Below are 25,852 nucleotides of genomic sequence, written 5' to 3'. Positions count from 1 at the left end.
CGTTTTATGCGATCTTGGTATTGGAGGCCTCTCCCCCTTGGAAGTCTATAACGAAAAGGTCCTTTATGAAAACCCTCTTTTGTCGCTGCGCGTCTTTCGGTCGCAGCGCGACCATAATCTGCACATCAACTGGCATTATCACCGCGAGCTGGAGCTGCTGCTCGTCCTGAGCGGCAGCCTGGAGGTCCATGTCGAGGAGGAGCGCTTCGATCTCGCCGAGGGCGACGTCGCGATCATCGGCGCCAGCCAGCTGCACCGGGACCGGAGCAGCTCCGGCTCGCTCGACTATATCGTGCTGCAGTTCGACCTCGAGCAGTTTTTCGACCACAGCACGATGCCGTACATGCGCTTTTTCATGGAGACGAACCACCCGCTCAGCCAAGTGAACTACATCTTCCAGGAAAACTCCCATGTCAAGAACGAAATCGGGCAAACGGTTCGAGACATTCTTGCCGAGACGACCGTCAAGGAGATCGGCTACGAGCTTGCCGTCGGCATGCTCGTCAAGCGCATCCTGCTGCTGCTGCTGCGCAACGACAAGCGCAAGATCCTTTCCGACCAGGACGACTTCGACCGCCTCCGCTTGAAGCCCGTGCTGACGTTCGTCGAGCAGCATCTCACCGACCGCATCCAGGTCGAGGAAGTGTGCAAGCTGGCCAACATGAGCTATTATTATTTCGTCAAGTACTTCAAAAAAACCATCGGACTGAGCTTCACCGAGTATGTCAATTACCGCAAGATCAAATGGGCCGAGCGCATCCTGCTGACGAAGGATCTGAGCATCTCCGAGGTCGGCGACCGGATCGGCATGCCGAACATGGCCCATTTCTACAAGATGTTCAAGAAGTACAACGACTGCTCGCCCAAGGAATTCCAGAAGAAGATGCTCGCCTGGGGACGCAGCTGACCGAAGCTTCGACGAATTGAAAAAGCTGTCTCGCCCGTTTCTCGACGGGGAGACAGCTTTTTTGCGATCGCGGCGGGCGCGGAGCAGGCTTGCGGCAGCCTCATTTCCCGAGGCGGCCAAGCCGGGCGGCCGGCCCGAAAGCGAGGCAGCCAAGCCCGTCGGCGGCCCGCCGGCGCATTCTCTATGCCAGCGCTCAGCGCTGCCCGCTCAGCCTGCGCCGACTTTTTTGGGCAGCACGAGCTTGTAGCCGACGCCGCGGATCGACTCGATGCAGACCGAATTGGCGCCCAGCTCGAGCTTTTTGCGGAGGGAGCTGACATGCACGTCGACGGTGCGCTGGCCGCCGATGTAGTCGAAGCCCCAGACGACATTCATCAGATCGTCGCGCGTGATGACCATGCCGGGCCGCTGGATGAGATACAGCAGCACCTCGAACTCCTTGGGCCGCAGCGGCACCTGCTCCCCGGCCAGGATGACCTCGTAGCGCTCGGGATAGATCGCGAGGTCTCCGGCTCGGATGACCTTGTCCTGCGGCTGCGCCGTATCGGCCACCGCATGGCCGGAGCGCCTCAGCACCGCCGAGACGCGGGCCAGCAGCTCGGCGACGCCGAACGGCTTGGTGATGTAGTCGTCGGCTCCATGCTTGAGGCCCTGGACGACCTCCTCCTCCGCCGTGCGCGCCGTCAGGATGATGACCGGCGTCTTGATCCCGCTCTGCCTCAGCTTGCCCAGCACCTCGAAGCCGTTCATCCCCGGCAGCATGATGTCGAGCATGATCAGGTCGAAGCTGCGCTGAATCGCCGCCTGCAGCCCTTCTCCTCCATGATCGCAGACCGTCACGTCGTAGCCTTCTTGCGTCAAGTTGTACGAGAGCAGCCTCGAAAGAGTGGGCTCATCCTCGATGACAAGCACTTTGTGCGACATGATCGTCAAACCTCCAGCCGTCCGGAACGGATGCCCGTTCTCGGTATTGTTATCTCTATCTTAACATGACAAGCCCTGCGGCGAGGCAAAAAGATCATTTTTCCCCCTATGGCTGAATGACCGGCAGCTCCAGGGTGAACGCCGTGCCGATGCCGACCGTGCTGTCGACCGTGATCATGCCCTTGTGCAGCTCCACGAGATGCTTCACAATCGACAGGCCGAGGCCGGTGCCCCCGCTGACGCGCGAGCGGGCCTTGTCCACCCGGTAAAACCGCTCGAAAATGCGCGGAAGATCTTTTTTCGGAATGCCGATGCCCGTGTCGCTGATGCGGATGCGCACGGCCTCCACGCCGTCGTCGCGAGTCGCGAGCGATGCGGAAAGCGTGACATGGCCGCCTTCGGTCGTATAGTTGATGCCGTTCTGCAGCAGGTTGATGATGATCTGGCGCAGCCGGTCCTCGTCCGCCTCCAGGAAAATGCCATCCGCGATCGACGATTCCAGCGCGATCCTTTTTTTGGCGGCCTCCGGCTCCATGACCTCGATCGAGCGGCGCAGGAACGCGGTCAGGTCGACCGGCGACAGCTGCAGCGGCACTCGCCTCGACTCTACCTTGGACAGCTCGAGGATGTCGCCGATGAGCCGGTTGAGCCGCTCGCTCTCGTCGTAGATGATCTGCATGAACTGCTGCGACATGACCGGATCGTGCACCGCGCCGCCGAGCAGCGTCTCGGCGAAGCCCTTGATCGCCGTCACCGGCGTCTTCAGCTCATGCGAGACGTTGGCGACGAACTCGCTGCGCATCCGCTCAAGGCGGCGGATCGCCGATACGTCATGCAGCACGAGCAGCGCTCCGCCGTAGCGGTCGTCGCTCGCGTACACGGGGACGAGGTTGAGCTCCAGCAGCCTTTCCTCCGGGAAATAAAACGTGATCTCGTCGTGCATCGGCTCCTGGTTGTCGATGCCCTGCTGGATGAACTGCGACAGCTCGTACTGCTGCTTGACCTCGCTGTAGTGCTTGCCGACCATCTCGCGATGCTCGAAGCCGAGCACCTCCTCCGCACGGCGGTTCAGCAGCACCATGCGGCCGTCGGGATGGATCATGACGATGCCGCTCGTCATGTTGTCGAGGACGCTGTACAGCTGCGTCTCGTTCTCCTGGATGCGGTTCATCTGCACCTGCAGCCCTTCGGCCATCGCGTTTATCGCCGTGCCGAGCTCGCCGATCTCGTCCTTGCTGCGGATGTCGACCCGAACCGAGTAGTCCATCGCCTTGATGCGGCGCGCGGCGCCGGTGATCTGCTCGAGCGGCCGCGTCAGGCCGAGCGCGACCCGGTAGCTGACGGCCGCCGACAGCAGGAAGAGCAGGATCAGGCCGCCGATAAGCACCGTCCATAGCTTGTTCACGCTGCTCTCCACCGATGCGAGGCTGTAGGACAGCCGGATCAGGTCGGACGGCAGCTGCTCGGGATCGGCGGCGACGGCGACGTAGAGCATGTTCTGCCGAACCGTATCGCTGTGGCGGATCGCCCGGCCGGAGCCCTCGGCTTCCGCCTCGAGCACCTCCTTGCGCCCGCTGTGGTTGTCCATGGCGTTCGGATCGGAGTCGGAGTCGCCGAGCACCTTGCCGTCCTTGCGGATGAACGTCACGCGCGCGCCGGTCAGCTCCTTGAAATCCAATGCCCGCTGTCTGAAATACGCCTGCCCCTCGTCCGGCTTGTCCGCGAGGCTCCAGTCGAGGTGGGCGTTGATCACCTTCATCTCGCGGAGCATGCTTTCCTCGAGGGCGGAGATATGGTTGTCCTTATAGGTCTTGCCCATCAACAAGCCGGCTGCCGTGACCGACAGCCCGATCATGACGATCATGATCCACGTGAGGCGGACCCGAAAACGCTTCATGCCAAAATCTCCCCGCTGTCATCTGAATTCGTCCATTTATCGTACCTCCCGCGAGTCAAAGGCGCCATAGCAGTATTGTAAACTTTGTGTAAAATTTCATACGGCCGGAAATGCAGCCGAGATTGCATCGCTTCTCGGGAGGCGGAGCGGAGGACCGTATCGCTTCGCGGGGAGGCAGAGCGGGAGGAGCGTATCGCTTCGCGGGGAGGCAGAGCGGGAGGAGCGTATCGCTTCGCGGAAATGGATGGCAGGACCGTGCCGCTTCGTGGATTTGGAGGGCAGGACCGTGCCGCTTCGCGGATTTGGAGGGCAGGACCGCATCGCTCCGCGGAAATGGAGGGCAGGACCGTACCGCTTCGCGGGACGGGGGCTCGTTCCGATCTCCCTGGAGCCCAGATTCCTTTGATCCCATTCCCCAGCAGGGGTGGAATCCGGCCTCCAAGGGAACCGCTGCCGCTTCTTCACGAGCTCCCCGCCCGCTTCGCTCCTGGTCCTTGATCATGCACCGCTTCGCGGGAAGGCTCCGCTCCTAAAAATGGACTCTCTCATACAAGACGCTCCGCTGACCAATGGCTCCCCAATCCTCCGATTGACTACGTACCCGAGTTACTCGGTTTTTCCGCGTAACTCCGCCGTTTCTCCCGCTGCGTACCCGAGTTACTCGGTTTTTCCGCGTAATTCCGCCGTTTCTCTCGCTGCACACCCGAGTTACTCGGTTTTTCCGCGTAATTCCGCCGTTTCTCTCGCTGCACACCCGAGTTACTCGGTTTTTCCGCGTAATTCCGCCGTTTCTCTCGCTGCACACCCGAGTTACTCGGTTTTTCCGCGTAACTCCGCCGTTTCTCTCGCTGCACACCCCAGTTACTCGGTTTTTCCGCGTAACTCCGCCATTTTTCCTTCTGCGTGCCCGAGTTACTCGGTTTTTCCGCGCAACTCCACCCGTTTCTCTCGCTGCATGCCCGAGTTACTCGGTTTTTCCGCGTAACTCAGCCCGACCTTCCCCGATCGCCTTCCACCTAACTCGATTTTTTCGACTTACTGCCTCGACTCCGCCCCTGCAAGCGCCTATTAACTCGATTTTTTCGACTTACTGGCCCGCCCTCATGGCGTGGCCAAGCGCTGGGCGCAGTTAGGACTGCCGTCTCCCAGGTATGCGGGAGACGGTCCACCCCCTATAAAAAGGGGGTGGAGGCGGGCGGCGGGACGAAGGGAGCGAAGCGAGACGATGCCTTTCGGAGAAGCGGCAGCGGTCCTCTTGGAAGACGGATGGCCTCCGCATAGGAGGTCAGGGGATCAAGCCATCCGGCTTCCAGTGGAATCGGAGAAAGGCTCGGCTCGCGCAGCGGGCTTCTCGTCCCAGTCGGCTCGGCCTGCGCAGCGGCCTGTTCGTCCAATAAAAAAGTCCCTCCCGAAGGAAGGACTTTTACACAATTCAATTCCGGCCTACAGCCCGAATCCGAACGGATACGCCTTGCTCAGAGCCATCGGCAGCTTGCCCGACGGCGTAAGCTCGCCGGCCAGCGCCTTGGCCGCCGACCGCAGCGCCAGCGGGCGGCACTCGTACACGGCGAGGAACGCCTGCACCGACGGGAACCGGCCCAGGTCCAGCGGATTGCGGACCGAAACGGCGACCGTACGGTCGCTCGCCGCCGCCAGCAGCCGCTCCGCCAGCTCAAGCTCCTGCGGATGCTTGGAGGCGTCGTAGCTGACGAACACGATGCGGTCGAACGCCTCCAGCCCGTCGAGAGCCTGCGGGTCATCGTGGCGGCGCTCCTCGACGTTCGGCAGCAGCTTGGTTAGCCAGCTGCCGAGCGTGCCGTCGCCCGACAGCATCTCGTCGGCGACCGAGACGGCCTTGATCTCCGGCCACAGCACGAGCGTGCGTCCCTCGGCCGGCAGCGGCAGCAGGCCGCCCTCGTTTTTGACGAGCGTCACGGACGCCTCGCTCCAGCGCTCGGCGACGGCCCGGTTGTCCGCCGTGCCGATGCGCGGCGCGCTCTCTTCCCAGGAGGCGAGGGGCTCGCCGGCACCGAGCTTCTCTTTCAAGGAAAGGATGCGGTCGAGCGACTTCTCCAGCCGCTCCTCGGACAAGCGGCCTTCCTCGACGGCCTGCACGACGGCGTCGATTCCGGCGAGCTGCTTGCCGATCGTATGGCTGATGAGCACGAGGTCGGCTCCCGCCTCGATCGCGCGCACGGAGCCTTCGCCAGGCCCGTACGTCTTGTCGATCGCGTCCATCTCCAGGCAGTCGGTGACGATGACGCGATCGTAGCCGAGCTCGCCGCGCAGCAGGCCGGTCAGCACCGGCTGCGACAGCGTGGACGGCACGCCGCTCGGGTCGAGCGCGGGCAGGCAGACATGCGCGGTCATGATGACGTCGGCGCCGGCCGCGATGGCGGCGCGGAACGGCGGCAGCTCGATCTCCTCGAGCCGCTGGCGGTCATGCGCGACGACCGGCAGCGCGTGATGCGAGTCGACGCTCGTATCGCCGTGGCCCGGGAAGTGCTTGACCGTGGCGGCCACTCCGGCCGACTGGAAGCCCTCCACAGCCGCCGAGCCGAGCTCGGACACGAGCTCCGGACGATCGCCGTAGGAGCGGACGTTGATGACCGGATTGTCGGGATTGTTGTTGACGTCGATGCAGGGCGCGAAGTTGAGGTTGACGCCGAGCAGGCGCAGCTCCTCGCCGCAGATGCGCGCCGTCTCGTAGGCGCCTTCGCGGGATGCCGCGGCGCCGAGCGCCATGTTGCCCGGCATGAGCGTCACGCCGTCGACGATGCGCGCCACCATGCCGCCCTCCTGGTCGATGCTCACGAGCAGCGGCGGACGTCCCGCCTCCGAGGCGGCCCGGTGCAGCTGCGAGGACAGCTCGTGCACCTGGCGGGCGTCGTCGATGTTGCGCGTGAAGTAGATGACGCCGCCGACGCCGTGCCGCTCGATGATGCCGAGAATATCGTCCGACGGCTGCTTGCCGTGGAAGCCGAAGACGAACAGCTGGGCCGCCTTTTCCCGCAGCGACCACCCGTCATACGGTTTCGGCGCCGAATTGCGCGATTCAATCATAGACATGATTATTTCTTCCTACCCCTCTTCGAAAAATGATCGAAATAAAGTTCATCACGATTAATTGTACCAGCACTCGCGATCATAATCTAGGAAGAGTTAAGCCTTTTCAACCCGGCTGCTGCAGCCTCGCGCGGAAGTCGGTCGGGTTTTCTCCCGTATATTTCATGAAGACCTTGGTGAAGTAGCGGCGCTCCGAGTAGCCGACCTCCTTGGAGATCTGGGCGACACTCTTGGAGGTGTTCTCCAGCAGCTGCTTCGCCTTCTCCATGCGCTGGCGCGTGACGTACTCGATGAACGTCTCGCCGTACGTCTGCTTGAACAGCAGGCTGAAATACGAGGTGCTCAGCCCGACGCGGGTCGCCGCCTCCTCGACGCCGATGTCGCGGTACAGGTTGCGGTCGAGGTAGGCTTTGGCCTCGGCGATCGTGCGCTCGGAATGCTTCTTCTTGTCGCTCGAGCCGGCCAAGCCGGCGTCCGCCGTCTGGCGGATGACGCTGAGCAGGTCCTTGGCGCTGATGCGCCGGTCGAGCTTGCGCCAGAGCGCCTCCTCCTGCTCCTTGCCGAGCAGCTGCATCTCCTTCATCTCGCGCATCAGATGGAGCGCGAAGTAGTGCAGCACCGGCTTGATGCGGCCGAGCTCGGGCGTGCCGAGCGACTGCAGGCGGGAGGAGAGCAGCTTCATCTCCTCGTTGACGTCCTGCGCATGGCCGCGCTTGAGCGCCTCGAGGATCCGCTCGGAGCTCGACCAGAGCACCTCATGCGAGACGTTCTGCAGCAAGGTCTCCCCCGTAAAGAAGCGGATCCGCTCCGCCTCGGGATCGAGCTGCATCGAGCGATGCACCCGCTTGTACGCGGTCGACAGCCCCTTCATGTCGACCAGATCGCCCCAGACGCCGGCATGCAGGCTGAGCTTGACATGCTTCCGGATCTCCTCCAGCAGCTTTTCAATCCACTGGGAGGTCTCTCCCCGATCGAACCGATAGCCCTCCTTCATCGCGGCGAGCACGCACCATTCGCCGTCGCGCATCTGGATGACGGCATGGCGCATGCCGCTGCGCCGCAGCGACTCGCGCAGCACGTTGGCGACCGCGAAGTTCCACAGCTTGCGCTCCTTGTCGTTCCACTCCCGCCAGTCCTTGGCCTCCTCCGCGCCGGCGTCCATGTCGAGCACGAGCAGCAGGTAGGAGCGGCCGCTCAGCTCATGCTCGTCCTCGGCGACGAGCCAGTGGTTGTGCGACACGTCGGTATAGTCCTTGAGCACGTCGAACAGCACCTTTTCGTTGGCGAGGTCGAGCACGGCGTTCATCCGCACGCGCTCGTCCTGCTGCTGCCGCTGCCGGGCCCGCCGCTGGCTCATGACGCGGGCGATGACGCCGGTCAGCTCGTCGTACGGGATCGGCTTGAGGATATAATCCTGCACGCCGTACTGGATCGCCGTGCGCGTGTAGCTGAAATCCTGGTAGCCCGACAGCATGATGATGTCCAGATCCATGCCGGCATCGCGGATCGTCTTGACCAGCGTCATGCCGTCCATGACCGGCATCCGGATGTCGCAGAGCAGCAGGTCGATCTCGCCGCCCTGCAGCGCCTCCAGCGCCTCCCTACCGTTCTTGGCCGTAGCCGCCACCTCGAGGCCGAGCATCTCCCAGGGGATGACCTTCTCGAGGTTGCGCGTAATATGCGGCTCGTCGTCGACAATCATGACCTTGCCCGTCATTCGAGATCCCCCTTATTGCGCGGTATCGTACAGCGGATGATCGTCCCCTCGCCGGGGCTGCTGCAGATCATCATGCCGTAGGAAGGGCCGTAGTGGATCCGCAGCCGGTCCGCCACGTTGCGCAGGCCGAGTCCGCCCCGCTCCCCGTCTTCCATCGGGCTCCACTTCTCGTCCTTCTTGCCCTCGGCCACGCGCCGCAGCGTCGGTCCGTCCATGCCGATTCCGTTGTCCTCGACCGTCAGCACGATGGCGTTCGGACGCAGCTCGACCCGCACCGAGATGACGCCGGGACGCTCCAGCCCGTCGAAGCCGTGCTGGATGCTGTTCTCCACGAGCGGCTGCAGCGTCAGCTTGAGGATGCGATATTCGCGCGCGTCCTCGTCGACTTCCATCCCGTACGAGAACAGATCCTCGAACCGGTATTTCTGGATCTCGAGGTAGCTGCGGACATGCTCGAGCTCCTCGTGCACGGTGATCTCTTCCTTCTGATGCATGCTCGTGCGCAGCAGCTGGCTGAGCCGGCGCACCATGAGCATGATCTTGCCGCCTTCGTTCTGCGCGGCCAGCGCGTTGATCGACTCCAGCGTGTTGAACAGGAAATGCGGCTTGATCTGCGCCTGCATGAGCATCATTTCCGCCCGCTGCTTGCGGATCTGCTCCTCCCGCACCTCGGTCAGCAGCCGGCCGAGCCGCTCGGTCATGCTGTTGAAGCTGTTGCCGAGCAGCACCGTCTCGTCCTTGCCCTGCACCGGCACCCGGATGTCGAGCAGGCCCTGCTCGACGAGCCGCATCTTGCGCACGACGCGGATGATCGACTTGGCGACCCGGTTGACGAAAAAGACGTTGAACAGCACCGCGGACAGCAGGCTGAGGCCCGTCAGCAGGCTGATCCATTTGACAAAGGCGACGTTCTCGCTCATGAGCGAGCTCCACGGCTTGGCCGACACGAGCATCCAGTCGTTGATGCCGAGCCAGTACGAGGAGACGAGGCTGTCGGTATGGAGGAACTCCGCCCGCCCGCTCACATAAGGCGTGCCGGGGCTCGCCGACGCGTAGCTGGAGCTGCTGATGTAGCTGCCCTCCATATCCGTCTCGCTGTCGAGCAGCACGAGCCCGTTGCGGTTGAGGATGTAATAGCGCGAGCCGTCGTCCTCGCTGCCCTTGAAGTCGGTGAGGATCTCGTCCACGCCCGACGACTTGAACTGGGTGACCATGATGCCCAGATCGCTCAGGCTTTCCCGGTCCTTGACGAGGCGCATCTGAGTGAACAGCGTGAACTCCTTGCCCGTCAGCTCCTCCTGCTCGTAGGGGCCGATCCAGAGCGGCTTGGCGTTGAGCTTGACCGCCTCCTCATAGGAGGGATGGAGCCTCAGCTTGTCGTAGGCGATCGGCTTGAACGTCGTCGGATCGTTCCGCGTCGAGCGGAACAGCGCGCCGTTGTTGGCGTAGAGGGCGATATAGCTGATGGCCGGATTCTGGAACAGCAGCGGTCCCATCTCCTTCTCGGCCATGCCGATCGCGATCAGAGAGCTGGCTCCTCCGTCCGGATCGGCGTTGATCTTAAGCGTATGCTGGACGACCGAGCTGGTCAGGTTCACGTCCGTCAAGCGGTTCATTTCGTCGAAAAAGTTCGTGATGTTGCGGCCGACCGCATTCATCGTCAGCTCTGTCTGCTCGTTGTATTTTTTCTCGATCAGATGCTCGTAATACAGGAAGGACACGACGCCCGACGCTGCAACCGGCACGACGATGAGCAGGATGAAGGCGAGCAGCAGCTTCGGTCTCAGGTTCACGGCCTCTCCAGCTCCTCTCTAAGGTGTTCGTCAGCTGCCGCCGCCGGGCGAAGGCTCGCTCTCCTGCAGCTGCTGCAGGTCCTTGGCGACCTGCTCCGGCGTCTTGACCTGCCCGATCAGCTCCTGCAGCCCGATGCCGATCTCCGCGTTCATGCGCGGGGAAAAGATGGAGTCGAACGCCGGGAACGAGCGGCTCGCGTTGCCCACGACCTGCAGCACCTCCGAGATGAGCGGATCGATGCCCGCGTAGTCGCTCAGCTTCATCGACGGCAGCGTCTTGTCCTCCAGCAGGATCCGCTTCTGCACCTGCTCGTTGAAATAATTGCGGATGAAGCTTTTGACCATCTGCCGCTGGTCCCCGCTCAAGCTCGACGAGAAGCCGAAGCCGTTGGAGTAGCCGGCGTTGAGCGCGCCGGGATCGCCCTTGCCCCCCGTCACCGAAGGGAAGCTGAAGTAGCCGATGTCGTTTTTGTACGGCCCGGCGTTGTCGTCGGTCAAGCCGGCGAGATCCCAGGTGCCGGTGAACAGCATCGCCGCCTTGCCGGTCAGCAGGTCCTTGGCCTGCTGCTTCTCCTCCTGGCTGAGCGCGTCGGCCGGGAAATACCTCTTGTCCACGATCTCGGCATACGCCTGGAAGCCGGCGAGCACGTCGGGATCGGTCCACTTGGCCTTGCCGGAGGCGATCGCCCGCAGCTTGTCCGTGCCCGCATGCCGGTCCATGATCGTGTTCCACATCATGCCGGCCAGCCAAGGATCCTTGGCCGACAGCGCGAACGGACTGTAGCCGGCCTGCCGGATGCGCTCGCACGCCTCCATCAGCTGCTCCCACGTCGCCGGAACGGCGAGCCCGAGCTCGCGGAAGATCCGCTTGTTGTAGTAGATCGCCTCGCTGTAGCCGCCGAACGGCAAGCCGTAGACGCGGCCGTCGACCGTGAACTCCTCGAGGCTTTGGAACTGCTGGCCGATGCCGAGCTCCTCGATGATCGGCGTCAGGTCGAGCAGGCGCTGCGCCTTGACGTACAGCCGCAGGTCCGAGCCGCCGAACACCTCGAAGATGTCCGGCGTAGAGCCCGTCGCCATCTCCGCCTTCAGCTTCTGATCGCGATTGATGATCTCGTCGATGCCCTCGAGCTGGAACTTGAGGCCCGGATTTTGCCGTTCCGTCTCGTCGAGCACGTCCTGCAGAATCTTCAGCCGGGCTTTGACCGACTGCTTGATCTGCGTATGGCGGATCGTCAGATTGACATGCGACGCGCCGCCCTCCGCCGAACCTTCTCCGCCTTCGGCTTGATTGGCGGACTCGCCCGCTCCGCCGCCGAAGCAGCCGGCCGGACCGAGCAGCAGAACGAGCGCCAGCAGCGCTTGCAGCCCTTTTTTGCCCATAGACAGACCTCCCCTTGTCTGACCGCGTGACAGTCTATGTCTTGTTTTCATTATAGGCGAACGGCAAGCGGCTTGCAGGATGAAAAATAGACTGTCAAGGGATAGATTTGTATTGTAAAAAAGGCCTCGAACGCCGGCTCAGCCGGCATTCGAAGCCTTATTGCAGTCCTGCGCGCTAGCGCTGCCCGAGGCGGCGCGCCGCCTGGCGGACCGCCTCGTAGAACGCCTCCCACTCGGGGGGAAGCGCTTCGGCCGCCGCCGGCTGCGCCTGCGCGTCCGGCCCGGCTCCGTCCTGCATCGGAGCGGGACGGCCCGGACGCGGATCGAGTTCGTCTTCCATCATGCTGCCCCCCTCCTCTGGCCGCTGCTCAGCTCTCGAGCCACTCCTTGCGGAGCGTGAAAATTTCCCGCAGCTCCTCGTTCGACAGCTCGGTGATCCATTGCTCGGACTGGCTGACGACCTGCTCGCTCAGCGACTGCTTGCGCTCGATCATCTCGTGGATTCGCTCCTCAAGCGTGCCCAGCGCGACGAACTTATGCACCTGCACCTGGCGCCGCTGGCCGATCCGGAACGCGCGATCCGTCGCCTGGTTCTCGACGGCGGGATTCCACCAGCGGTCGAAGTGGAATACATGGTTCGCCTCCGTCAGATTGAGGCCAGTGCCCCCGGCCTTGAGCGAGAGCACGAACGCTCCATGCGGCCGCTCCGGATCCTGGAACGCCTCGATCATCTCGTCGCGCCGCGCCTTGGGCACGCCGCCATGCAGATACGGCACCGGCAGGGCGAGCCGCTTTTCCAGCAGCCGCTGCAGCGCCGCGCCCATGTCGACGAACTGCGTGAAGATGAGCGCGCGCTCGCCCTCGGCGGCGATCTCCTCGCACATCTCGACCAGCCGCATCAGCTTGGCGGAGCGCTCCGGCGACCAGTCCCCGGTCGCCGCGTCCTCTCCGAGCAGCAGCGCCGGATGGTCGCACACCTGCTTGAGCCTCGTGATCGAGGCGAGGATCAGGCCGCGGCGCTGCATCGGCGCGAGCGTGTCGAGCTTCTCGAGCAGCTCGGAGACGATCGTCTCGTACAGCGCGCCTTGCTCGGCCGTCAGCGTCACGTACACCTGGCCTTCGTTCTTCTCCGGCAGCGACAGCTGGATCGCCGGGTCCTTCTTGAGCCGGCGCAGCATGAACGGCTTGATCCGCCGCTGCAGCGAGGCGATGCGCTCCGCGTCGCGGTCCCTCTCGATCGGCAGGATGACGGCTCGCCGGAACTCCGGCAGCGTGCCGAGATAGCCCGGATTGGCAAAATCGTAGATCGACCACAGCTCGCTCAGCCGGTTCTCCATCGGCGTGCCGGTCAGCGCGATGCGGTGGCGGCTCGGCAAGCCGCGGATCGCCGACGACTGCTTCGTATAGACGTTCTTGATGTTCTGCGCCTCGTCGAGGCAGAGGCTCTCCCATTCGAAGCCGCTCAGCTCCTCCTCGTCGAGCGACGTCAGCGCGTAGGACGTGATGACGAGATCGGCGCCGGCCGCGAACTCCTGGAAGGCTTCCTTGCCGCGCGCGCGGCGCGGACCGTAATGCAGCCGCACCTCGAGTCCCGGCGCGAAGCGCTGCAGCTCCTTTTCCCAGTTGCCGATGACCGACGTCGGACAGATGAGCAGCGACGGCCGCGCCGGCTCTCCGGCCGCGGCGCCGGATTCCTTGACATGAAGCAGATAGGCGGTGAACTGGATCGTCTTGCCCAGGCCCATATCGTCCGCCAGCGTCGCGCCGAGGCCGAACCGCCGCAGGAACGCGAGCCACGACACGCCTTGGTGCTGATACGGCCGAAGCTGCCCGCGGAACGAGTCGGGCACGTCGACGAGCGGCAGCTCGGACGTGTCCTGCAGCCGGTTCATCAGCTGCTCCAGATGGGCGTTCAGCTCCACCTCCGCCTTGAGCAGCTCCTCGCCTTCCTCGGCCTCCTCGTTCAGGACGATCCCGCCCTGCAGATGCATCTGCATGATCTCGCGGAAGCTGAGACCTTTCTTGCCGCCGTTCTTCTTGATCCAGCTGCGGATGCGGGTGATGTCCTCCGGATGGAGATGGACCCACTCGCCGTCGATCTTCATGAGCCGCTTGTTCTGCGCCGCGAGCTGCATGAACTCCTCCTCCGAAAGGTCGGCGCCGCCGAGAGCCAGCTTCCAGTCGAACTGCACGATCTGCGACAGGCCGAACATCGGCTGCTCCGCCGAGCCGGCGGCGGAGCGCAGCTTCGCCTTGAGCCGCACGCGGCGCTTGCGCACCGATTCCCACCAGCCGGGCAGCAGCACCGCCGCTCCGGCATCGAGCAGCTGCAGGCTCGCCTGCTCCAGGAAGCGCCACGCCTCCTCGTCCGCCAGCTCGCGCTTGACCATCTCGTCGTCGCCGCTCCAATCCGGCAGCGCCGTGCGCCACTTGCCTTCTTCCTTGGCGAGGCGCTCCTCCAGCAGCGGCAGCCATTCCTCCGGCAGGCTCAGCTCCGAGCCTGCGGCCGGACGCCAGCTGCCCGGTCTGGCGCCGCGCTCCAGCGGGATCCAGCCGGCGTCCGCCGCGCGTCCGCGCAGCGCGGCTCGCAGCCGCCAGACGCCGTCATCGCCGGGCTCAGCGAGCTGCAGCGCGATGCGGAACGGGAACCGGTCCTGCTTGAGCCCGAGGCCGATGTACCAGTCCTCCTCGTCCGGCGACCGGCGCTCCAGCGCCGGGCCGAGCGCCCGGGCGAGGCCGCTCCAGGCCGCCTGCGCGCCCGCATCCTCGTCGAGCAGCTGCTCGACGCAGGCGCCGAGCCAGGCGGACAGCCACGACGGAGCCTCCGCCGTCCGGCCCGCTTCGTCGCGGAAGCGCCAGCCGCGCGCTCCGTCCGTCCAGCGGCTCCAGTCCGGCTCGAAGCCGCCGCTCTCGAGCGCTTCGCGGATGCGGATCGCGCCGGCGCGAAGCTCCTGCGCCTGGCTGGACCAGCCGAGCGCGAGCATGCGCACCGGCCGCGGCGACAGCAGGTAGTCGAGCGCCGTCAGCGGCCGCAGCAGCATCGGCTTCGCCTTGCGCGTCGGGTCGGACTCGACGTAGTCGATGTCGGCGCCGTACCAGGAAGGCACATGCCAGGCGAACAGCAGATCCTTGAGCCGGGCTTCGAGCTCGCCTGCGTCCTCGGCTTGAAGCACGATGCCGCTGCCGTTCCAATAGCCGTCCACGACGATCGGTCGCGCGGCAGAGAATCCCTTCATCATTTCAGCATGGTTCCTTTCCGCAGTTCTTCCTGGAATGCCCGCATCCGCTGGTACTTGGAGACGGTCCGGTCGAGGTACAGCTTCCACTCCGCGGTCCGCTTCTCGGCCGCGTACAGCTTCTCCAGCTTCTTGAGCTGCTTGACCGCCATCCGGTAGCTCTGCCGGTTGCGCATCGCGATCCAGCCCTCCACCGCCTGATGGTACAGCGGAATCATGACGGACGGCGCGCGTTTCGAGACGAGCCGCAGGTCCGCCGGATCGAGCTCGTCGGGCCGCAGCCCCATCGCCAGCTGCAGGTCCGCCCATTCCTCGAAGCAGCCCTTTTCCAGCAGCAGGTCGGCCAGCGACATGTACGAGTAAGGCAGCTTGTCGGCCATGCGCCGCTGCCAGGACGGATCGTCCGGCCGGGCGAGATCGGCGTCGCGGCACAGCTGCAGGTACGAGGTCAGCAGATTGCCCCGCTTGCTACCGGCGATCGGATCAAGGAAGTCCATCCAGATGGCGAAATCATTCCAGCCGCGCTGCTCCAGGCGGATGCGGGCATAATCCAGCGCGAGGCTGGCGACCGCGTCCGGCGCCGCCTGCCGCAGCCGCTCCACCGCCTTCGCGTCCTCTCCCTGGGCGGCGTCGAGGCAGGCGAGCGCCGCGTTCGCGAAAGCGAAGCCGCGTTCGAGATCCGCCGCCGCAGGAGCGCCCGCTTCGCCGGCAGGCTCCGATTGCGCCGCCGCTTGCCGCGCGGAGCCCGCCTCCAAAAGCATCCGCTCCAGCTCCGCGCGCTCGCCCTGCAGCCAGGCCGGATCGGCCAGCAGCGGCGAGATGAAGCCGAGATAAAGCTGATCCCAGCGGAACAGCTTCGGCTCGGCCGACGCGGCTTGGCCCCGCAGGTAGGAGGCCAGCTCCGCCTGCCAAGCCAGGCCTGCTTGACCGGCAGGCTCCGCCGCCTGGCGCTCGGCGAGCGAGTAGTAATGCTCGATCCACGGCTCCGCCATCCGGGCGAAGCTCATTTCCTGATAATAGCGGCTGAACGGATCCGTCAGCTTGATCGCCCGCTCCGCCTGCTCCAGGATGAACAGAATGCTGTACATCCAATGCATCGCCTGGAGCGGCTTGGGCCAGTCGCGCGCCGCCCCCTTGAGCGCCGACAGCACCGGCTGCAGCGGATGCAGCGTATGCCGGCAGCCTTGCCAGGTGCGGCCGAACCGGCGCTCCATCCATTCCATCCATTCCTGCGGGCTCGACTGCTCGTCGATGCCTCCCGCCGCCGCTTGCGCCGGCGATTCGGCCTGCTCGGCGGGCGCTTCTCTTTCCAGCCGGCTGACCGTCACCGGCCCGGCGCCCGTCAGCCGCTCGAGCGCCCGCTTCGGCTCGCCGCCCTGCAGCTCCAGCGCGGCGAAGTACGAGGCCACTATATGCTTGCACCAGCCCGAATACGGGCAGTCGCATGTGTTGTCGTCGAATTGCGCGCCGAGCACGACGTGGTAGGGCTCCGTGCCCTTGACGGCGGCCAGCAGCCGCGAGCCGGCCTCCTGCACCGACTTCACTCGTCCTTGGGCGTAGTAATCCCAGCCGCGCGCGATGATGTCTTTCCGCGTGTAGTCGGAGATCTTCCGCTCGATATCGTTCAGCAACGTTTCCGAGATCCCGTCCGCTCGCATGGCTGTCCCCCGCTTTTCTGTTTCGGCATTCTTATCATTATACCAAATAAAAACGGAAACCGTCCTGCCTCGCCTTATAAAAATGCATGGGCTCGCTCCGAAAACGGAAAACGGGGCTGCTCCCGGCCAAAAGCTGCTGGCCGAACGGAGCTGCCCCGCTGCGCGGAATAAAGGTTCGAAACAGGCGCGAGGACGGATGGAGCGGCGTCCTTCCACGCGCAGCCGGAACGATCAGGAAGCGTTTTTGCCGAGCGAGCAAAGCAGCGCCCAGCGCCGCTCCTGACGGCGCTTGTATTTGGGCAGCTGGCGATACAGCCGCAGCCCTTCCTCGAAGGCGGCCTTCGCATCGGCCTTGCGGTCGAGCCCCTGCAGCAGCTTGCCCATGCGGTAGTAACCTTCGCAGGAGGAGGACTGGATGCGGGAGAATGCCTCCAGCTCGGCAAGCGCTTGCGTCTTGTCGCTCTTTGCCTTGAGCGCGGCCAGCCGCAGATGCGGCGCGCCGTATTTGACGCGCGGGTTGAGAGCCAGCGCCTTGCGGATCGCCGCCTCCCCCTCCTCCTCGCGGCCGGTATGGAGCAGGCTCGTGCCGTAGTCGTCCCAGAATTCGGCCGAATCCTCCATCAGCAGCGATTCGCGCAGCGGCTCCAGCGTGCTGCGCGCTTCCGCATAGCGCTTGCGCTCCAGCTGCAGGCGAGCCAGCTCCAGGCGGGAGCCGCTGTTGCTCGGGTTCGCGTCCAGCTCCCGCCGCAGCGCCGCGATGCGGCTGCGGCGGCGCAGCGGCTTGGTGAAGCTCGGGGTCAGGCCGACGAAGCGGCGGTCAAGGAAGTAAAGGACGGCCAGCAGGACGAGCAGGGCGAGAAACGGGTTGCCGAGCAGCGTCCAAAGGAGGCCGAACAAAAGCGCGATTTTCATGATAGCGGCTCCAATCTCTAATAAAATGGACGCTCCTATTTTAGCACATGAAAACAAGGGTGAAAACGGAATTGATGGAGGTGTCTGGAAGGGCTGTCCCGGAGCCGCCGGCATTATTCCTCTTGACCCGCGCCCAAATGAAGAAATGACCGCACCCATGAAGAGGCGGATTCATAAGATACGTTGACTGTATCCCTTAACCTTGTTGTAACCCACAAAAACCCGTGCAAGGAGGGGGGACGAAATTGAAGGGCTCTGACCACAAAAACAAGTTTCTGCTGACTCACCGGGAACGTGAAGTCTTCGAGCTGCTGGTCCAAGACAAAACGACGAGGGATATCGCCGGGCAGCTGTTCATCAGCGAAAAGACCGTCCGCAACCATATCTCCAACGTTATGCAGAAGTTGAACGTGAAAGGCCGCTCGCAGGCTGTCGTCGAACTGATCAAGCTTGGAGAACTGACGATCTGATCCGCCTGGTCGGCGCTCTTGATAAGCCTTCCCGCTCCGCATCCGCTTCGGCGCATGCGGCGGGAAGGCTTTTTAAGCTACATAAACCATGCCCCGAAAAGCTTAGCTCCCGATGTCGGAACCCTCCATGGAATCGTGCAGGGACTGGAAGAGTTATGGTACATTTAAGGCAAAATACTTGACGAAGGTGGAACAAGCCTATGCGCACGAATGCTCCTTCGGAAATAAGCTCGCTCACTTCTCAAGAGAAGCAAAGCTTAGTTCGTCTGAAGCAAAGACTTGCTGCTAGCTTTCGACTGATTGAACTGATCCTTTTCGGCTCCAAGGCAAGGGGAGACCATGACGAATGGTCTGATCTGGATGTATTGGTTCTCGTCGAAGACGAAAAAAATTGGCGAAACCGCGAGCTGCTTTCCGATATTGTTTATGAACTGAACCTGCAATACGGCACCCATTTGACGTGCATCTTGGAAAATGCGGATGACTGGCGGTCAGAGGAAACGTCCATTGGGCTCCCCTTGAAAGACAATATTGTCGAGGAGGGCATTGTCATTGCGATACCTTAAGGCTGCCGAAGTCATGAAAGGCAAGGCGGTTGATGGATCATCGAGCAGAAGCTGACTATAGCGCCACCGTGTCTTTCTCAAAAGATGATGTGGCCCACCTGCTCCATCAGGTCCGGTCGTTCAACGAAGCCATCGTGAAGATCATCGATCAAGAAGCCGCTAAGTAAGAATCGATGTGGTAACCTCCATTTTACACGAAGCCCACATGGGCTTTTTTTTCTAGGTGTCGCACTTCATATACAATCCGTCATACATAATACCGGAGAGGAATTAGTCAACTATTTACTTATTACGCCGATATATTACAAATAACAACTATTTCAATGAAGAAAGAGGTCCGCGATGCAAACGAATGGCATTTACGCATCATCAACTCCGAGCGCTATAGCAGCAAAGAATAACCCACTTGCTGCTAAAGTGTCCGTACCTGCAAGCAGCCATGCTTCTGATGCCGTAGAAACGTACACCCCGAGTGTGATTGATGAAGGACAACAAGGGCTTCGTGCACTGGGAGGCCAGTGGATTGTTGGAAGGGAATTTACATCCGTGCAAGGTACGGACTACTCAAAGAATTTTCTGGATGATGTAAGCGGGTTTCTGGTAAAAAGCGCCTATGAGCGTGATCTCCTGCTTCAGCGTTACGCAGGAGACGAATTGAATCAGCAGCTTGAGCAATACGATAAGCAAGTTCAACTCAAGCTAGAGGATATCGCGCAGACAACAGCGAGCACTTTGTCTCACTATTTGAATTTTGAAAATGATTCTATTTTTGGAGGCAGCAAGGAGACGCAAGGAGAGTTCCTCTCCGCCTATAAGCCGCTCTTCGACAAAAATGAGTTGACCGATCGCATCAAGAATATGCTGCAGGAACAGTCCCGGATTCTGGACAAGTTGCAGGAGGAGCAGGGGGACCAATGGAAGCAGGTCATGGAACAAGGCGGCAAGGGGATTACAGACTTTCGGGATTTACTGAAGGAGGAGGCAAGTAAAGCCTCTGGAGGAGAATCGACCTCTTTTCAAGATATTAGTTACCGTGATGTAGCAGGAGTATTCGATGCACTTGTACACACAACAGCTAAAGCTATGAACACGTCTACTTTTGATACGGAATGGATGGCGAACAATTTAGGGACCGCACGTCTCAAGCTGGAACTTTATTTGCAGCAATCGCCTATGTCGTCGGCGATAAAGGAGCAGCTCACTCAGTCCGTAGATAAGGCAATGAGTACCAAAATGGGAATCGCAGAATATGAAGACTATAAATCCTCTCTTGTCTCAACGCCTTCCTTCCGCAAGCAATTTGCTTCACATCAAGAAATGTCCTTGGAAATAAAGCGAATGTACAGCGACCATCTACAAGACCCTAATGCCAAGAAGTCTGTAGGAACGATCATGTGGGAGGGCATGAAGGAATTATTGAATCAGAAGCCGGAGCATCTTCTCAGCGGCCTGATGGACTCCTTCAATAGACTGCATCACAGCCTCATATCCGCACCGAGTATGGAAGGGGATGTAGGTCCAAAGGCCAAGCTTGAATTTGCCAACCAGGTACGAGATGCGAATTTAGAGGACTGGAACAGCTTCATTTCTTCTCTGAATATGGATCAACAGCAGAAGAGCGCGCTTACGATGCCCAAGAATAGTATCGACATTAAAGTATAGCAGTAACGTAGAGCTTCTGTCCGGAATTCAGCCGGTCAGAGGCTCTTCTTCTGTGTTCTGGTTCGCAGCTTCTATATTTCCAACGTAATGCTCTGGCGATCCGGCTCCGTTTTGACAAAGACACCGTTCTCCGGTTTATTTACGATGCCGCGATCCCCTTTGACAACAACCAGGGCTGCCAACGACGAATCAGATCGTTAAAAGCCCCCAAATCGGGCAGCAAAAAAATCTAACGACGCGTGAGGAGCTTAGCCATGCAAAAAGGCCGAAAAAACGTGTGGAGGCATGCAAAAGACGGCTCTAAGCGTCTGACTCGTCGTTAGATTTCGGGAGACTCGGAAAAAGGGATTCTAAGCGTCTGAGGAGTCGTTGGCAACGGATGGTGAGTGCATGAGTCCCGCGGAACAGCAGGAACCGGCGATTCAGAAGCCGTGAGACGACCGATCCAGGCAGCCCGATGCCGCTCCAGCCGCCGACCTCGCACGGGCCGTCGTCGTTGTCGCCGCCAGCGACGACCTTTCCGTCCGATCTCAGGCCAACCGTATGCCGTTGGCCCGCCGCTGCGGAGCCCGCTGGCCGACCGCCACCCTTCATCGGTCAAGGCTCTTACATTCAAATCAAAAAAGGCCTCGATTCCTCATTAGAGGAATGCGAGGCCTTCTTCGGGCAAACTCGGGAGGGAGCGCGATCGCTCCCCCGCCGGCGCCGGTCGAAACGTCATTTCACCGCGCCGGCGACGAGGCCGGACACGATGTGGCGCTGCGCGAACATGTAAACGATCAGCACCGGGACGATCGTGAACAGCAGGCCGGCGAACAGCGGCCCCCACTCGGTCTTGTACTGCATCTCGACCTGCATCGCGGCAAGGCCGATCGGCAGCGTGTACTTGGACGGGTCGTTGACGAGGATCGTGCCGACGATGAACTCGTTCCAGATGTCCAGCACGTTGATGATGCCGACGCTGATGAGGCCGGAGCGAGACAGCGGCAGCATGACGCGGAAGAACGTGCCGAAGTAGCCGGCGCCGTCGATCGCGGCCGCCTCCTCCAGCTCCTTGGGCAGCGTCTTGAAGAAGCCGATGAGCACGAAGATGCCGAAAGCGAGCGTATTGGAGGCGTAGACGATGATGAGGCCCAGCGGCTTGTTGGTCAGCCCGAGATCGTTCATGAGGAAGAACAGCGGGATGAGCGCGAGGCTGAACGGAACCATCATCGACGAGATGTAGATCAGGAACAGCGCCTTGCTGCCGAAAAAGGTGTAGCGGCCGATCGTGTACGCCGTCATCGACGCGAGCACGAGGCCGAGCAGCGTGCCGCCCGTCGTAACGAGAATCGAGTTGAAGAAGTAGCTGCCGAAATTGTAGTTGTTCCAGACGTAGCTGAAGTTCGACCATTGCAGCGGCAGCTCCGGCAGCGCCCACGGCATGTTGAAATAGAACTGCTGGTTGTCCTTAAGGGAATCCAAGAAGGTCCACAGGAGCGGATACAGGACCGAGATGCCCCAAAGGATGAGCAGCAGCATGAAAAATCCTTTGACGACAGGATGAACGGTGCGTTGAACCATACTCGCTTCTCTCCTTCCTTATCTGTCTTGCTTTAGCTGACTTCCACCTGATCCTTGCGCAGAAGCCACTGCAGGAAGAGCGTGGTGATGAGCGAGGTGGTCAGAATCGCGATGCCGATGGCGGCTCCGTACCCGAAGTGAGCCTGCTTGAACGCCTGCTGATACAGGTACGAGCCCATGACCTGCGTCGAGTTGTCCGGTCCGCCTGCCGTCATGATCGTCACGATGACGAACGAGCCGTTCAGCGTCGTCATCATGATGTTGATGACGGAAATCTTCATCTGCTCCCAGACGAGGGGCAGCGTGATGTGCCGGAATTGATGCCACTGTCCGGCACCTTCTATGTCGGCGGCTTCGTAAAGCGACTCCGGAATATTCGTGATTGCGGCGATCAGCAGGATCATGTAGAATCCGATGCCCGCCCAGATGGTGGGAGGCAGCAGCATCCAGATCGAATGGCTTTCGAAGCCGAGCCAGTTGATCGTGACGGGCTCCTTGGTGAACAGCGACAGGAAGCCGTTCAGGAAGCCGATCTGCGGGTTGTAGATGAAGCCCCACAGAATGCCGACGACGACGACGGACAGTACGTTGGGGATGAAGAAGATGGAGCGGAAAAACCCGGCGCCCTTGATGCGCAGGCGCGTCAGCGCCACGGCGAAGAAGGTCGCGATGACCATGATGCCGATCATCTTGCCGGCGACTAGGAAATAATCGTTGCCGATGGCCGTAAGCATGATCGGGTCCTGCAGCAGGTCCTTGAAGTTCTGCAGCCCGACGAAATCCTTGTTCTGGGACATGCCGGACCAGTCGTAAAAGGAGTTGTATAAAGCTTGAACGATCGGATAGATCGTGAACAAGCAAAAATAGAGGAATGTCGGAATGATAAACGCCGCAATGAACAGCTTGCGCTGCAGTTTGGCTCCTCCCAGTTTCATCTCAAGCTCACCGCCCCGTTCGTTCTGCCATCAGAGAGCATCCCCGGGAGCTTCCGCTCCCGAGGATGGCCTTTGCTGGTTCTATCTTGGTCTTGGACAGCCGATCGATTACTTCGCGACTTTTTCGACGACTTTGACGACGCGGTCGACCCAGCCTTGCGCATCGATCTTGCCGATCGTCAGCGCGACCGTCGCGTCCTGCATCGCTTTGTCCACGTCCTGGTTGAACGTGACCGTAGGCACGACGACCGTTGTATCGGCGGTCAGGAAGGCCGCTGCCTGCTTGACGAAGTCCGGCGCGGCGGAGCTGCTGATGTCGCCCTTGATGTTGGACGGAGCGCCGCTCAGCTCGGCGAACTTGGACGCCTGGCTCTCGGAGAAGATGAACTGCAGGAACGCTTTCGCGGCGTCCTTGTTTTTCGCGTTCTTGGCGATGGCGACCGTGGACGTCGACGTGTTGGCGACGACCTTGTCTCCCGCTTTTTGCGTGACGGAAGGGATGAAGCCGAATTTGAAGTCGGCCGGAACGTCCTTGCTCATCTCGTTCGGCAGCCACAGGCCGTTCGGGATGTACGCGTCCTTGTTCTGCAGGAACAGCATCTGCGAGTCCGTATGGTTGATGGAGACGGAGGCCTTGTCGATGAAGCCCTTGTCGCGCAGCTCGACGATCTTGCCCAGCGCTTCGAGCACCTGCGGCGACTTGAACGCCTCGACCTTGCTGTCGCCCATGTCCTGCAGCAGCTTGTAGTCGTTGCCGTTGGCGGAGACGATCGCCGGGAACAGGAAGGAGCTGTTGATGTAGTACGGGTATTTGCCGGTGTGGATGAACGGCGTCGTACCGGCCGCCTTGATCGCCTCGGAGGAGCTGAGGAACGTATCCCAGTCCTTCGGTTCGGTCCAGCCGTTCTTCTCGAACAGCGCCTTGTTGTAGAAAATGCCCCATGAGTTCAGGACGAGCGGCACGTTGTAGATCTTGCCGCCGTATTGCGGAGGCTGCTGCGCGAGCAGATCGAGAATCTTCACGCCGTCGACGTTGGTCGCCGTCTGCAGCCAGTCGGTCAGGTCCTCCAGCTGGCCGTCTTCGGCCATCTGGCGGTCGTTGAGCTCCGGACCGTCGATGTACACGAAGTCAGGCGGGTTGCCCGCGATCCACTTCGGCTTGTTCTGCGTATTGATCTGAGGACCAGCCTCTTCCTTGATGTTCAGGTCCGGATTGGCCGCCTTGAAGTCGGCGATGACTTGTTTCCACCACTTGTCGCCGTAGCCGCCGACGAAGTATTGGACCGTGAAGTCTCCGCTCAGCTTCGTCTCGCCGCCCGTGCCCGCGGTGTTTTCCGCCGCTGCGTTCGTTGCCGAGTTCGCAGCCGGCTCGTTGGCCGCTCCCCCGTTGTTGCCGCTGTTGCCGTTGTTGCCGCCGCAGCCTGCAAGCACGGCCAGCGACATCGCGATCGCCATGGCGCCCGCTGCTGTTTTCTTTACGGTAAACGTCATCTTGGCATAACCCTCCCGATTGGATCTGTTTTGGCCGATGCTCGCTTTTCCGACGGCTTGCCGGTAGAGCCACGGCCTATATGTATCGTAAAGGGGATCGCTTGCGCGCTCTATGGAATATCTTCCATAAAATCTTTAGTATTTTATGATTTTTAGTTTCATCGTTTTGATAGGAAATGTCATTTTATGCACATAAGCAGCCGCCGTCTTTCCCGACGCAACAGAAAAAGCCGCTTCCGTTGCCGGAAGCGGCTCTTTCCTGCCTTCGCTCAATCCACGTCCTGCTTCACCGCGATCGTTTGAAGCTCCTCCAGCGCCGATTGCGGCGAGTATCGCCCTTGGAGCACGGCGCTGCCGAGCTTGCGGGCCGCGTCCATCACGTTGCTCCAGCGCGGCTGCTCGATCGGCACGAAGCGCGCGCCGTCAAGGTCGTCCAGGTTGGCGCGCATCTCCGCATCGGCTTCGGACAGCAGCCTTCCCGCCGACAGCGTCACCGGCAGGAACCCTTCCTGGCGCACCATGTCGGCATAACGCTCGTCCTCGTACAGATACTGGATGAAGGCGGACAGCGCGGCCGGGTCGGTATGGCCCGTCTTGAACGAGACGAGCACGTCCTGCACGCCGAACGTCATCGGCGGCTGGCCGTCCTTGACCGGAATCGGTCCCCTGCCCCATCGCAGTCCCGGGAATTCCTTGGGCACGACGGAGCTGAAATAATTGCCCGAGATCATCATCGCGAGCCCGCCGCCGCCAAGGATCCGCTGCTTCTCGTCCCGCGTCTTCAGCCACGGTTCGGCATCGGTGAGGCCGGCGTCGTACATCGACTTGAGCAGCTCCAGCCCCTCCACGTTGGCCGGCTGGTCGATCGCCCACCGGCCGTTCTTGATCCAGCCGCCGCCCGCTCCGTAAAAGAAATAGCTCAGGTAGGAGTGGATCTCGTTGTCGGTCATGTCGATGCCGAAGCCCTCTCCGTGCCCGCCCTCCCGGACGAGCCGCGCGTCCTCGACGAGCTCCGACCAGGTGCGAGGCGGTCCCGCGATGCCGGCTTGCTCGAGCAGATCCTGATTGTAGTACAGGCTGCGGACCGAGGCGACGTACGGAAGCGCGGCCAGCTGTCCTTTGTAGGTGTCGCGGGAGAGCAGCGAAGGCTGCAGGTTGTCGAGGAACGAGTCCGGCAGGATTTCTCCCAGATCGTTCAGCAGCCCGTCCGCCGCGAAATGCGCGTAGAAATTGGCGTTCAGCAAATCGGGCGGCTCGCCCTGCGCGAGCATGTTCGTGTAGACGCCGTCAAGAATGTCCCAATTGACGACCTGGAGCTCGACGCGGATGTCGGGATGGAGCGACTCGAAGCCGCTTACGATATCCTCGAGCAGCGGCTTCGTCTCCGTGCTGTATTCGGAAGCGACGAACTTGATGAGCGCTTGCTGCGGCTCCGGCTCGGTCACCTTGGGCGCGGGAGAGGACGAGGAGCAGCCTGCCAAGAGCGCGGCCAGAGCGAGCGCCCAGGCGGTCCGCTCGCTCCGCCGCCGGGCCGTCGTCCGCCGCGGAGCGGCAGCACCCGCCTGCCGCTTCGGCGCATGTTCGGGACGCTGCGGGCGCGCGGACCGCGGCGATGCTTTGCCGGCGACGTCATTCGTCATGGCATAGCGCCTCCTTTTCAACGGACGATGGA

The 25,852-nt window shown here is 61.7% G+C and carries 20 protein-coding genes; 5 read left to right on the top strand and 15 right to left on the bottom strand.

Annotated features, from left to right (window positions below; all coding sequences use genetic code 11):
• Positions 1–37: 37 nt before the first annotated feature.
• Positions 38–907 (top strand): helix-turn-helix domain-containing protein, encoded by an 870-nt coding sequence (locus H582_RS0105830; protein ID WP_028597789.1) that lies wholly within the window; start codon positions 38–40, stop codon positions 905–907.
• A 207-nt stretch (positions 908–1,114) separates the two neighbouring features.
• On the opposite strand, the gene H582_RS0105825 is transcribed toward H582_RS0105830, so the two are convergent.
• From H582_RS0105825 to H582_RS0105780, 10 genes are all read right to left on the bottom strand, one after another.
• On the bottom strand, positions 1,115–1,831 hold the full coding sequence (locus tag H582_RS0105825) for a response regulator transcription factor (protein WP_028597788.1): 717 nt from the start codon (positions 1,829–1,831) through the stop codon (positions 1,115–1,117).
• 106 nt (positions 1,832–1,937) lie between these two features.
• Positions 1,938–3,728 carry a two-component system histidine kinase PnpS gene (pnpS, locus tag H582_RS0105820; protein WP_028597787.1) on the bottom strand — a complete coding sequence of 597 codons (1,791 nt, stop codon included), beginning with the start codon at positions 3,726–3,728 and terminating at the stop codon, positions 1,938–1,940.
• A gap of 1,443 nt (positions 3,729–5,171) precedes the next feature.
• Positions 5,172–6,797, bottom strand: coding sequence for a glycoside hydrolase family 3 protein (locus H582_RS0105815; RefSeq protein ID WP_240478951.1), 1,626 nt, complete (start codon positions 6,795–6,797; stop codon positions 5,172–5,174).
• 103 nt (positions 6,798–6,900) lie between these two features.
• Positions 6,901–8,511, bottom strand: coding sequence for a response regulator transcription factor (locus tag H582_RS0105810; RefSeq protein WP_028597785.1), 1,611 nt, complete (start codon positions 8,509–8,511; stop codon positions 6,901–6,903).
• Complete coding sequence (locus H582_RS0105805) at positions 8,508–10,304, bottom strand: cache domain-containing sensor histidine kinase (protein ID WP_028597784.1); 1,797 nt, start codon at positions 10,302–10,304, stop codon at positions 8,508–8,510. Before H582_RS0105805 ends, H582_RS0105810 begins: the two co-directional genes overlap by 4 nt.
• 30 nt (positions 10,305–10,334) lie before the next feature.
• A complete protein-coding gene (locus tag H582_RS0105800) occupies positions 10,335–11,687 on the bottom strand; it encodes an extracellular solute-binding protein (protein ID WP_043110973.1) in 1,353 nt (450 codons plus the stop codon).
• A gap of 175 nt (positions 11,688–11,862) precedes the next feature.
• Positions 11,863–12,030 (bottom strand): hypothetical protein, encoded by a 168-nt coding sequence (locus H582_RS31620; RefSeq protein ID WP_153783244.1) that lies wholly within the window; start codon positions 12,028–12,030, stop codon positions 11,863–11,865.
• Between the two features lie 25 nt (positions 12,031–12,055).
• Positions 12,056–14,926 (bottom strand): DEAD/DEAH box helicase, encoded by a 2,871-nt coding sequence (locus H582_RS0105790; RefSeq protein ID WP_240478950.1) that lies wholly within the window; start codon positions 14,924–14,926, stop codon positions 12,056–12,058.
• On the bottom strand, positions 14,923–16,554 hold the full coding sequence (locus H582_RS0105785; protein ID WP_164820169.1) for an SWIM zinc finger family protein: 1,632 nt from the start codon (positions 16,552–16,554) through the stop codon (positions 14,923–14,925). The genes H582_RS0105790 and H582_RS0105785 overlap by 4 nt, the downstream gene beginning before the upstream one ends.
• A gap of 258 nt (positions 16,555–16,812) precedes the next feature.
• Positions 16,813–17,493 (bottom strand): tetratricopeptide repeat protein, encoded by a 681-nt coding sequence (locus H582_RS0105780; RefSeq protein WP_028597780.1) that lies wholly within the window; start codon positions 17,491–17,493, stop codon positions 16,813–16,815.
• Between the two features lie 245 nt (positions 17,494–17,738).
• Between H582_RS0105780 and H582_RS0105775 the strand changes: the two genes are divergently transcribed.
• The 4 genes from H582_RS0105775 (at position 17,739) to H582_RS0105760 (ending at position 20,191) form a co-directional block, all read left to right on the top strand.
• Complete coding sequence (locus H582_RS0105775; RefSeq protein ID WP_028597779.1) at positions 17,739–17,963, top strand: helix-turn-helix domain-containing protein; 225 nt, start codon at positions 17,739–17,741, stop codon at positions 17,961–17,963.
• A 200-nt stretch (positions 17,964–18,163) separates the two neighbouring features.
• Positions 18,164–18,529, top strand: coding sequence for a nucleotidyltransferase family protein (locus H582_RS0105770; RefSeq protein ID WP_052333000.1), 366 nt, complete (start codon positions 18,164–18,166; stop codon positions 18,527–18,529).
• A gap of 32 nt (positions 18,530–18,561) precedes the next feature.
• On the top strand, positions 18,562–18,696 hold the full coding sequence (locus H582_RS33095) for a hypothetical protein (RefSeq protein WP_255309764.1): 135 nt from the start codon (positions 18,562–18,564) through the stop codon (positions 18,694–18,696).
• 175 nt (positions 18,697–18,871) lie between these two features.
• On the top strand, positions 18,872–20,191 hold the full coding sequence (locus H582_RS0105760; protein ID WP_028597777.1) for a hypothetical protein: 1,320 nt from the start codon (positions 18,872–18,874) through the stop codon (positions 20,189–20,191).
• 300 nt (positions 20,192–20,491) lie between these two features.
• Here H582_RS0105760 and H582_RS33315 read toward each other — a convergent pair whose 3' ends face one another.
• The 5 genes from H582_RS33315 to H582_RS0105740 form a co-directional block, all read right to left on the bottom strand.
• Positions 20,492–20,785 (bottom strand): RCC1-like domain-containing protein, encoded by a 294-nt coding sequence (locus H582_RS33315; RefSeq protein ID WP_127464541.1) that lies wholly within the window; start codon positions 20,783–20,785, stop codon positions 20,492–20,494.
• Between the two features lie 123 nt (positions 20,786–20,908).
• The gene (locus tag H582_RS0105755; protein WP_028597776.1) at positions 20,909–21,754 is read right to left on the bottom strand and encodes a carbohydrate ABC transporter permease; all 846 of its coding nucleotides are present in this window, start codon (positions 21,752–21,754) and stop codon (positions 20,909–20,911) included.
• A 32-nt stretch (positions 21,755–21,786) separates the two neighbouring features.
• Positions 21,787–22,689, bottom strand: coding sequence for a carbohydrate ABC transporter permease (locus tag H582_RS0105750; RefSeq protein WP_028597775.1), 903 nt, complete (start codon positions 22,687–22,689; stop codon positions 21,787–21,789).
• A 108-nt stretch (positions 22,690–22,797) separates the two neighbouring features.
• Positions 22,798–24,180, bottom strand: a complete 1,383-nt coding sequence (locus tag H582_RS0105745) for an ABC transporter substrate-binding protein (protein ID WP_028597774.1) — start codon at positions 24,178–24,180, stop codon at positions 22,798–22,800.
• Between the two features lie 269 nt (positions 24,181–24,449).
• Positions 24,450–25,820: an extracellular solute-binding protein gene (locus H582_RS0105740; RefSeq protein ID WP_028597773.1), complete on the bottom strand. Its 1,371-nt coding sequence runs from the start codon at positions 25,818–25,820 to the stop codon at positions 24,450–24,452.
• Between the last annotated feature and the right edge of the window lie 32 nt (positions 25,821–25,852).

The sequence above is a fragment of the Paenibacillus pasadenensis DSM 19293 genome (genome assembly GCF_000422485.1).
GTDB lineage: Bacteria > Bacillota > Bacilli > Paenibacillales > Paenibacillaceae > Paenibacillus_O > Paenibacillus_O pasadenensis.
Note: the sequence above shows the minus strand (reverse complement) of the source record. Positions and strands in the feature narration are given on the sequence as shown.

Excerpts from the sequence above, each read along its gene's own strand:
- H582_RS0105825 (WP_028597788.1), bottom strand. The coding sequence starts at position 1,831 with ATGTCGCACAAAGTGCTTGTCATCGAGGATGAGCCCACTCTTTCGAGG.
- pnpS (WP_028597787.1), bottom strand. The coding sequence starts at position 3,728 with ATGAAGCGTTTTCGGGTCCGCCTCACGTGGATCATGATCGTCATGATC.
- H582_RS0105815 (WP_240478951.1), bottom strand. The coding sequence starts at position 6,797 with ATGTCTATGATTGAATCGCGCAATTCGGCGCCGAAACCGTATGACGGG.
- H582_RS0105810 (WP_028597785.1), bottom strand. The coding sequence starts at position 8,511 with ATGACGGGCAAGGTCATGATTGTCGACGACGAGCCGCATATTACGCGC.
- H582_RS0105800 (WP_043110973.1), bottom strand. The coding sequence starts at position 11,687 with ATGGGCAAAAAAGGGCTGCAAGCGCTGCTGGCGCTCGTTCTGCTGCTC.
- H582_RS31620 (WP_153783244.1), bottom strand. The coding sequence starts at position 12,030 with ATGATGGAAGACGAACTCGATCCGCGTCCGGGCCGTCCCGCTCCGATG.
- H582_RS0105790 (WP_240478950.1), bottom strand. The coding sequence starts at position 14,926 with ATGATGAAGGGATTCTCTGCCGCGCGACCGATCGTCGTGGACGGCTAT.
- H582_RS0105780 (WP_028597780.1), bottom strand. The coding sequence starts at position 17,493 with ATGAAAATCGCGCTTTTGTTCGGCCTCCTTTGGACGCTGCTCGGCAAC.
- H582_RS0105770 (WP_052333000.1), top strand. The coding sequence starts at position 18,164 with ATGCGCACGAATGCTCCTTCGGAAATAAGCTCGCTCACTTCTCAAGAG.
- H582_RS33095 (WP_255309764.1), top strand. The coding sequence starts at position 18,562 with ATGGATCATCGAGCAGAAGCTGACTATAGCGCCACCGTGTCTTTCTCA.
- H582_RS0105760 (WP_028597777.1), top strand. The coding sequence starts at position 18,872 with ATGCAAACGAATGGCATTTACGCATCATCAACTCCGAGCGCTATAGCA.
- H582_RS33315 (WP_127464541.1), bottom strand. The coding sequence starts at position 20,785 with ATGAAGGGTGGCGGTCGGCCAGCGGGCTCCGCAGCGGCGGGCCAACGG.
- H582_RS0105755 (WP_028597776.1), bottom strand. The coding sequence starts at position 21,754 with ATGGTTCAACGCACCGTTCATCCTGTCGTCAAAGGATTTTTCATGCTG.
- H582_RS0105750 (WP_028597775.1), bottom strand. The coding sequence starts at position 22,689 with ATGAAACTGGGAGGAGCCAAACTGCAGCGCAAGCTGTTCATTGCGGCG.
- H582_RS0105745 (WP_028597774.1), bottom strand. The coding sequence starts at position 24,180 with ATGACGTTTACCGTAAAGAAAACAGCAGCGGGCGCCATGGCGATCGCG.
- H582_RS0105740 (WP_028597773.1), bottom strand. The coding sequence starts at position 25,820 with ATGACGAATGACGTCGCCGGCAAAGCATCGCCGCGGTCCGCGCGCCCG.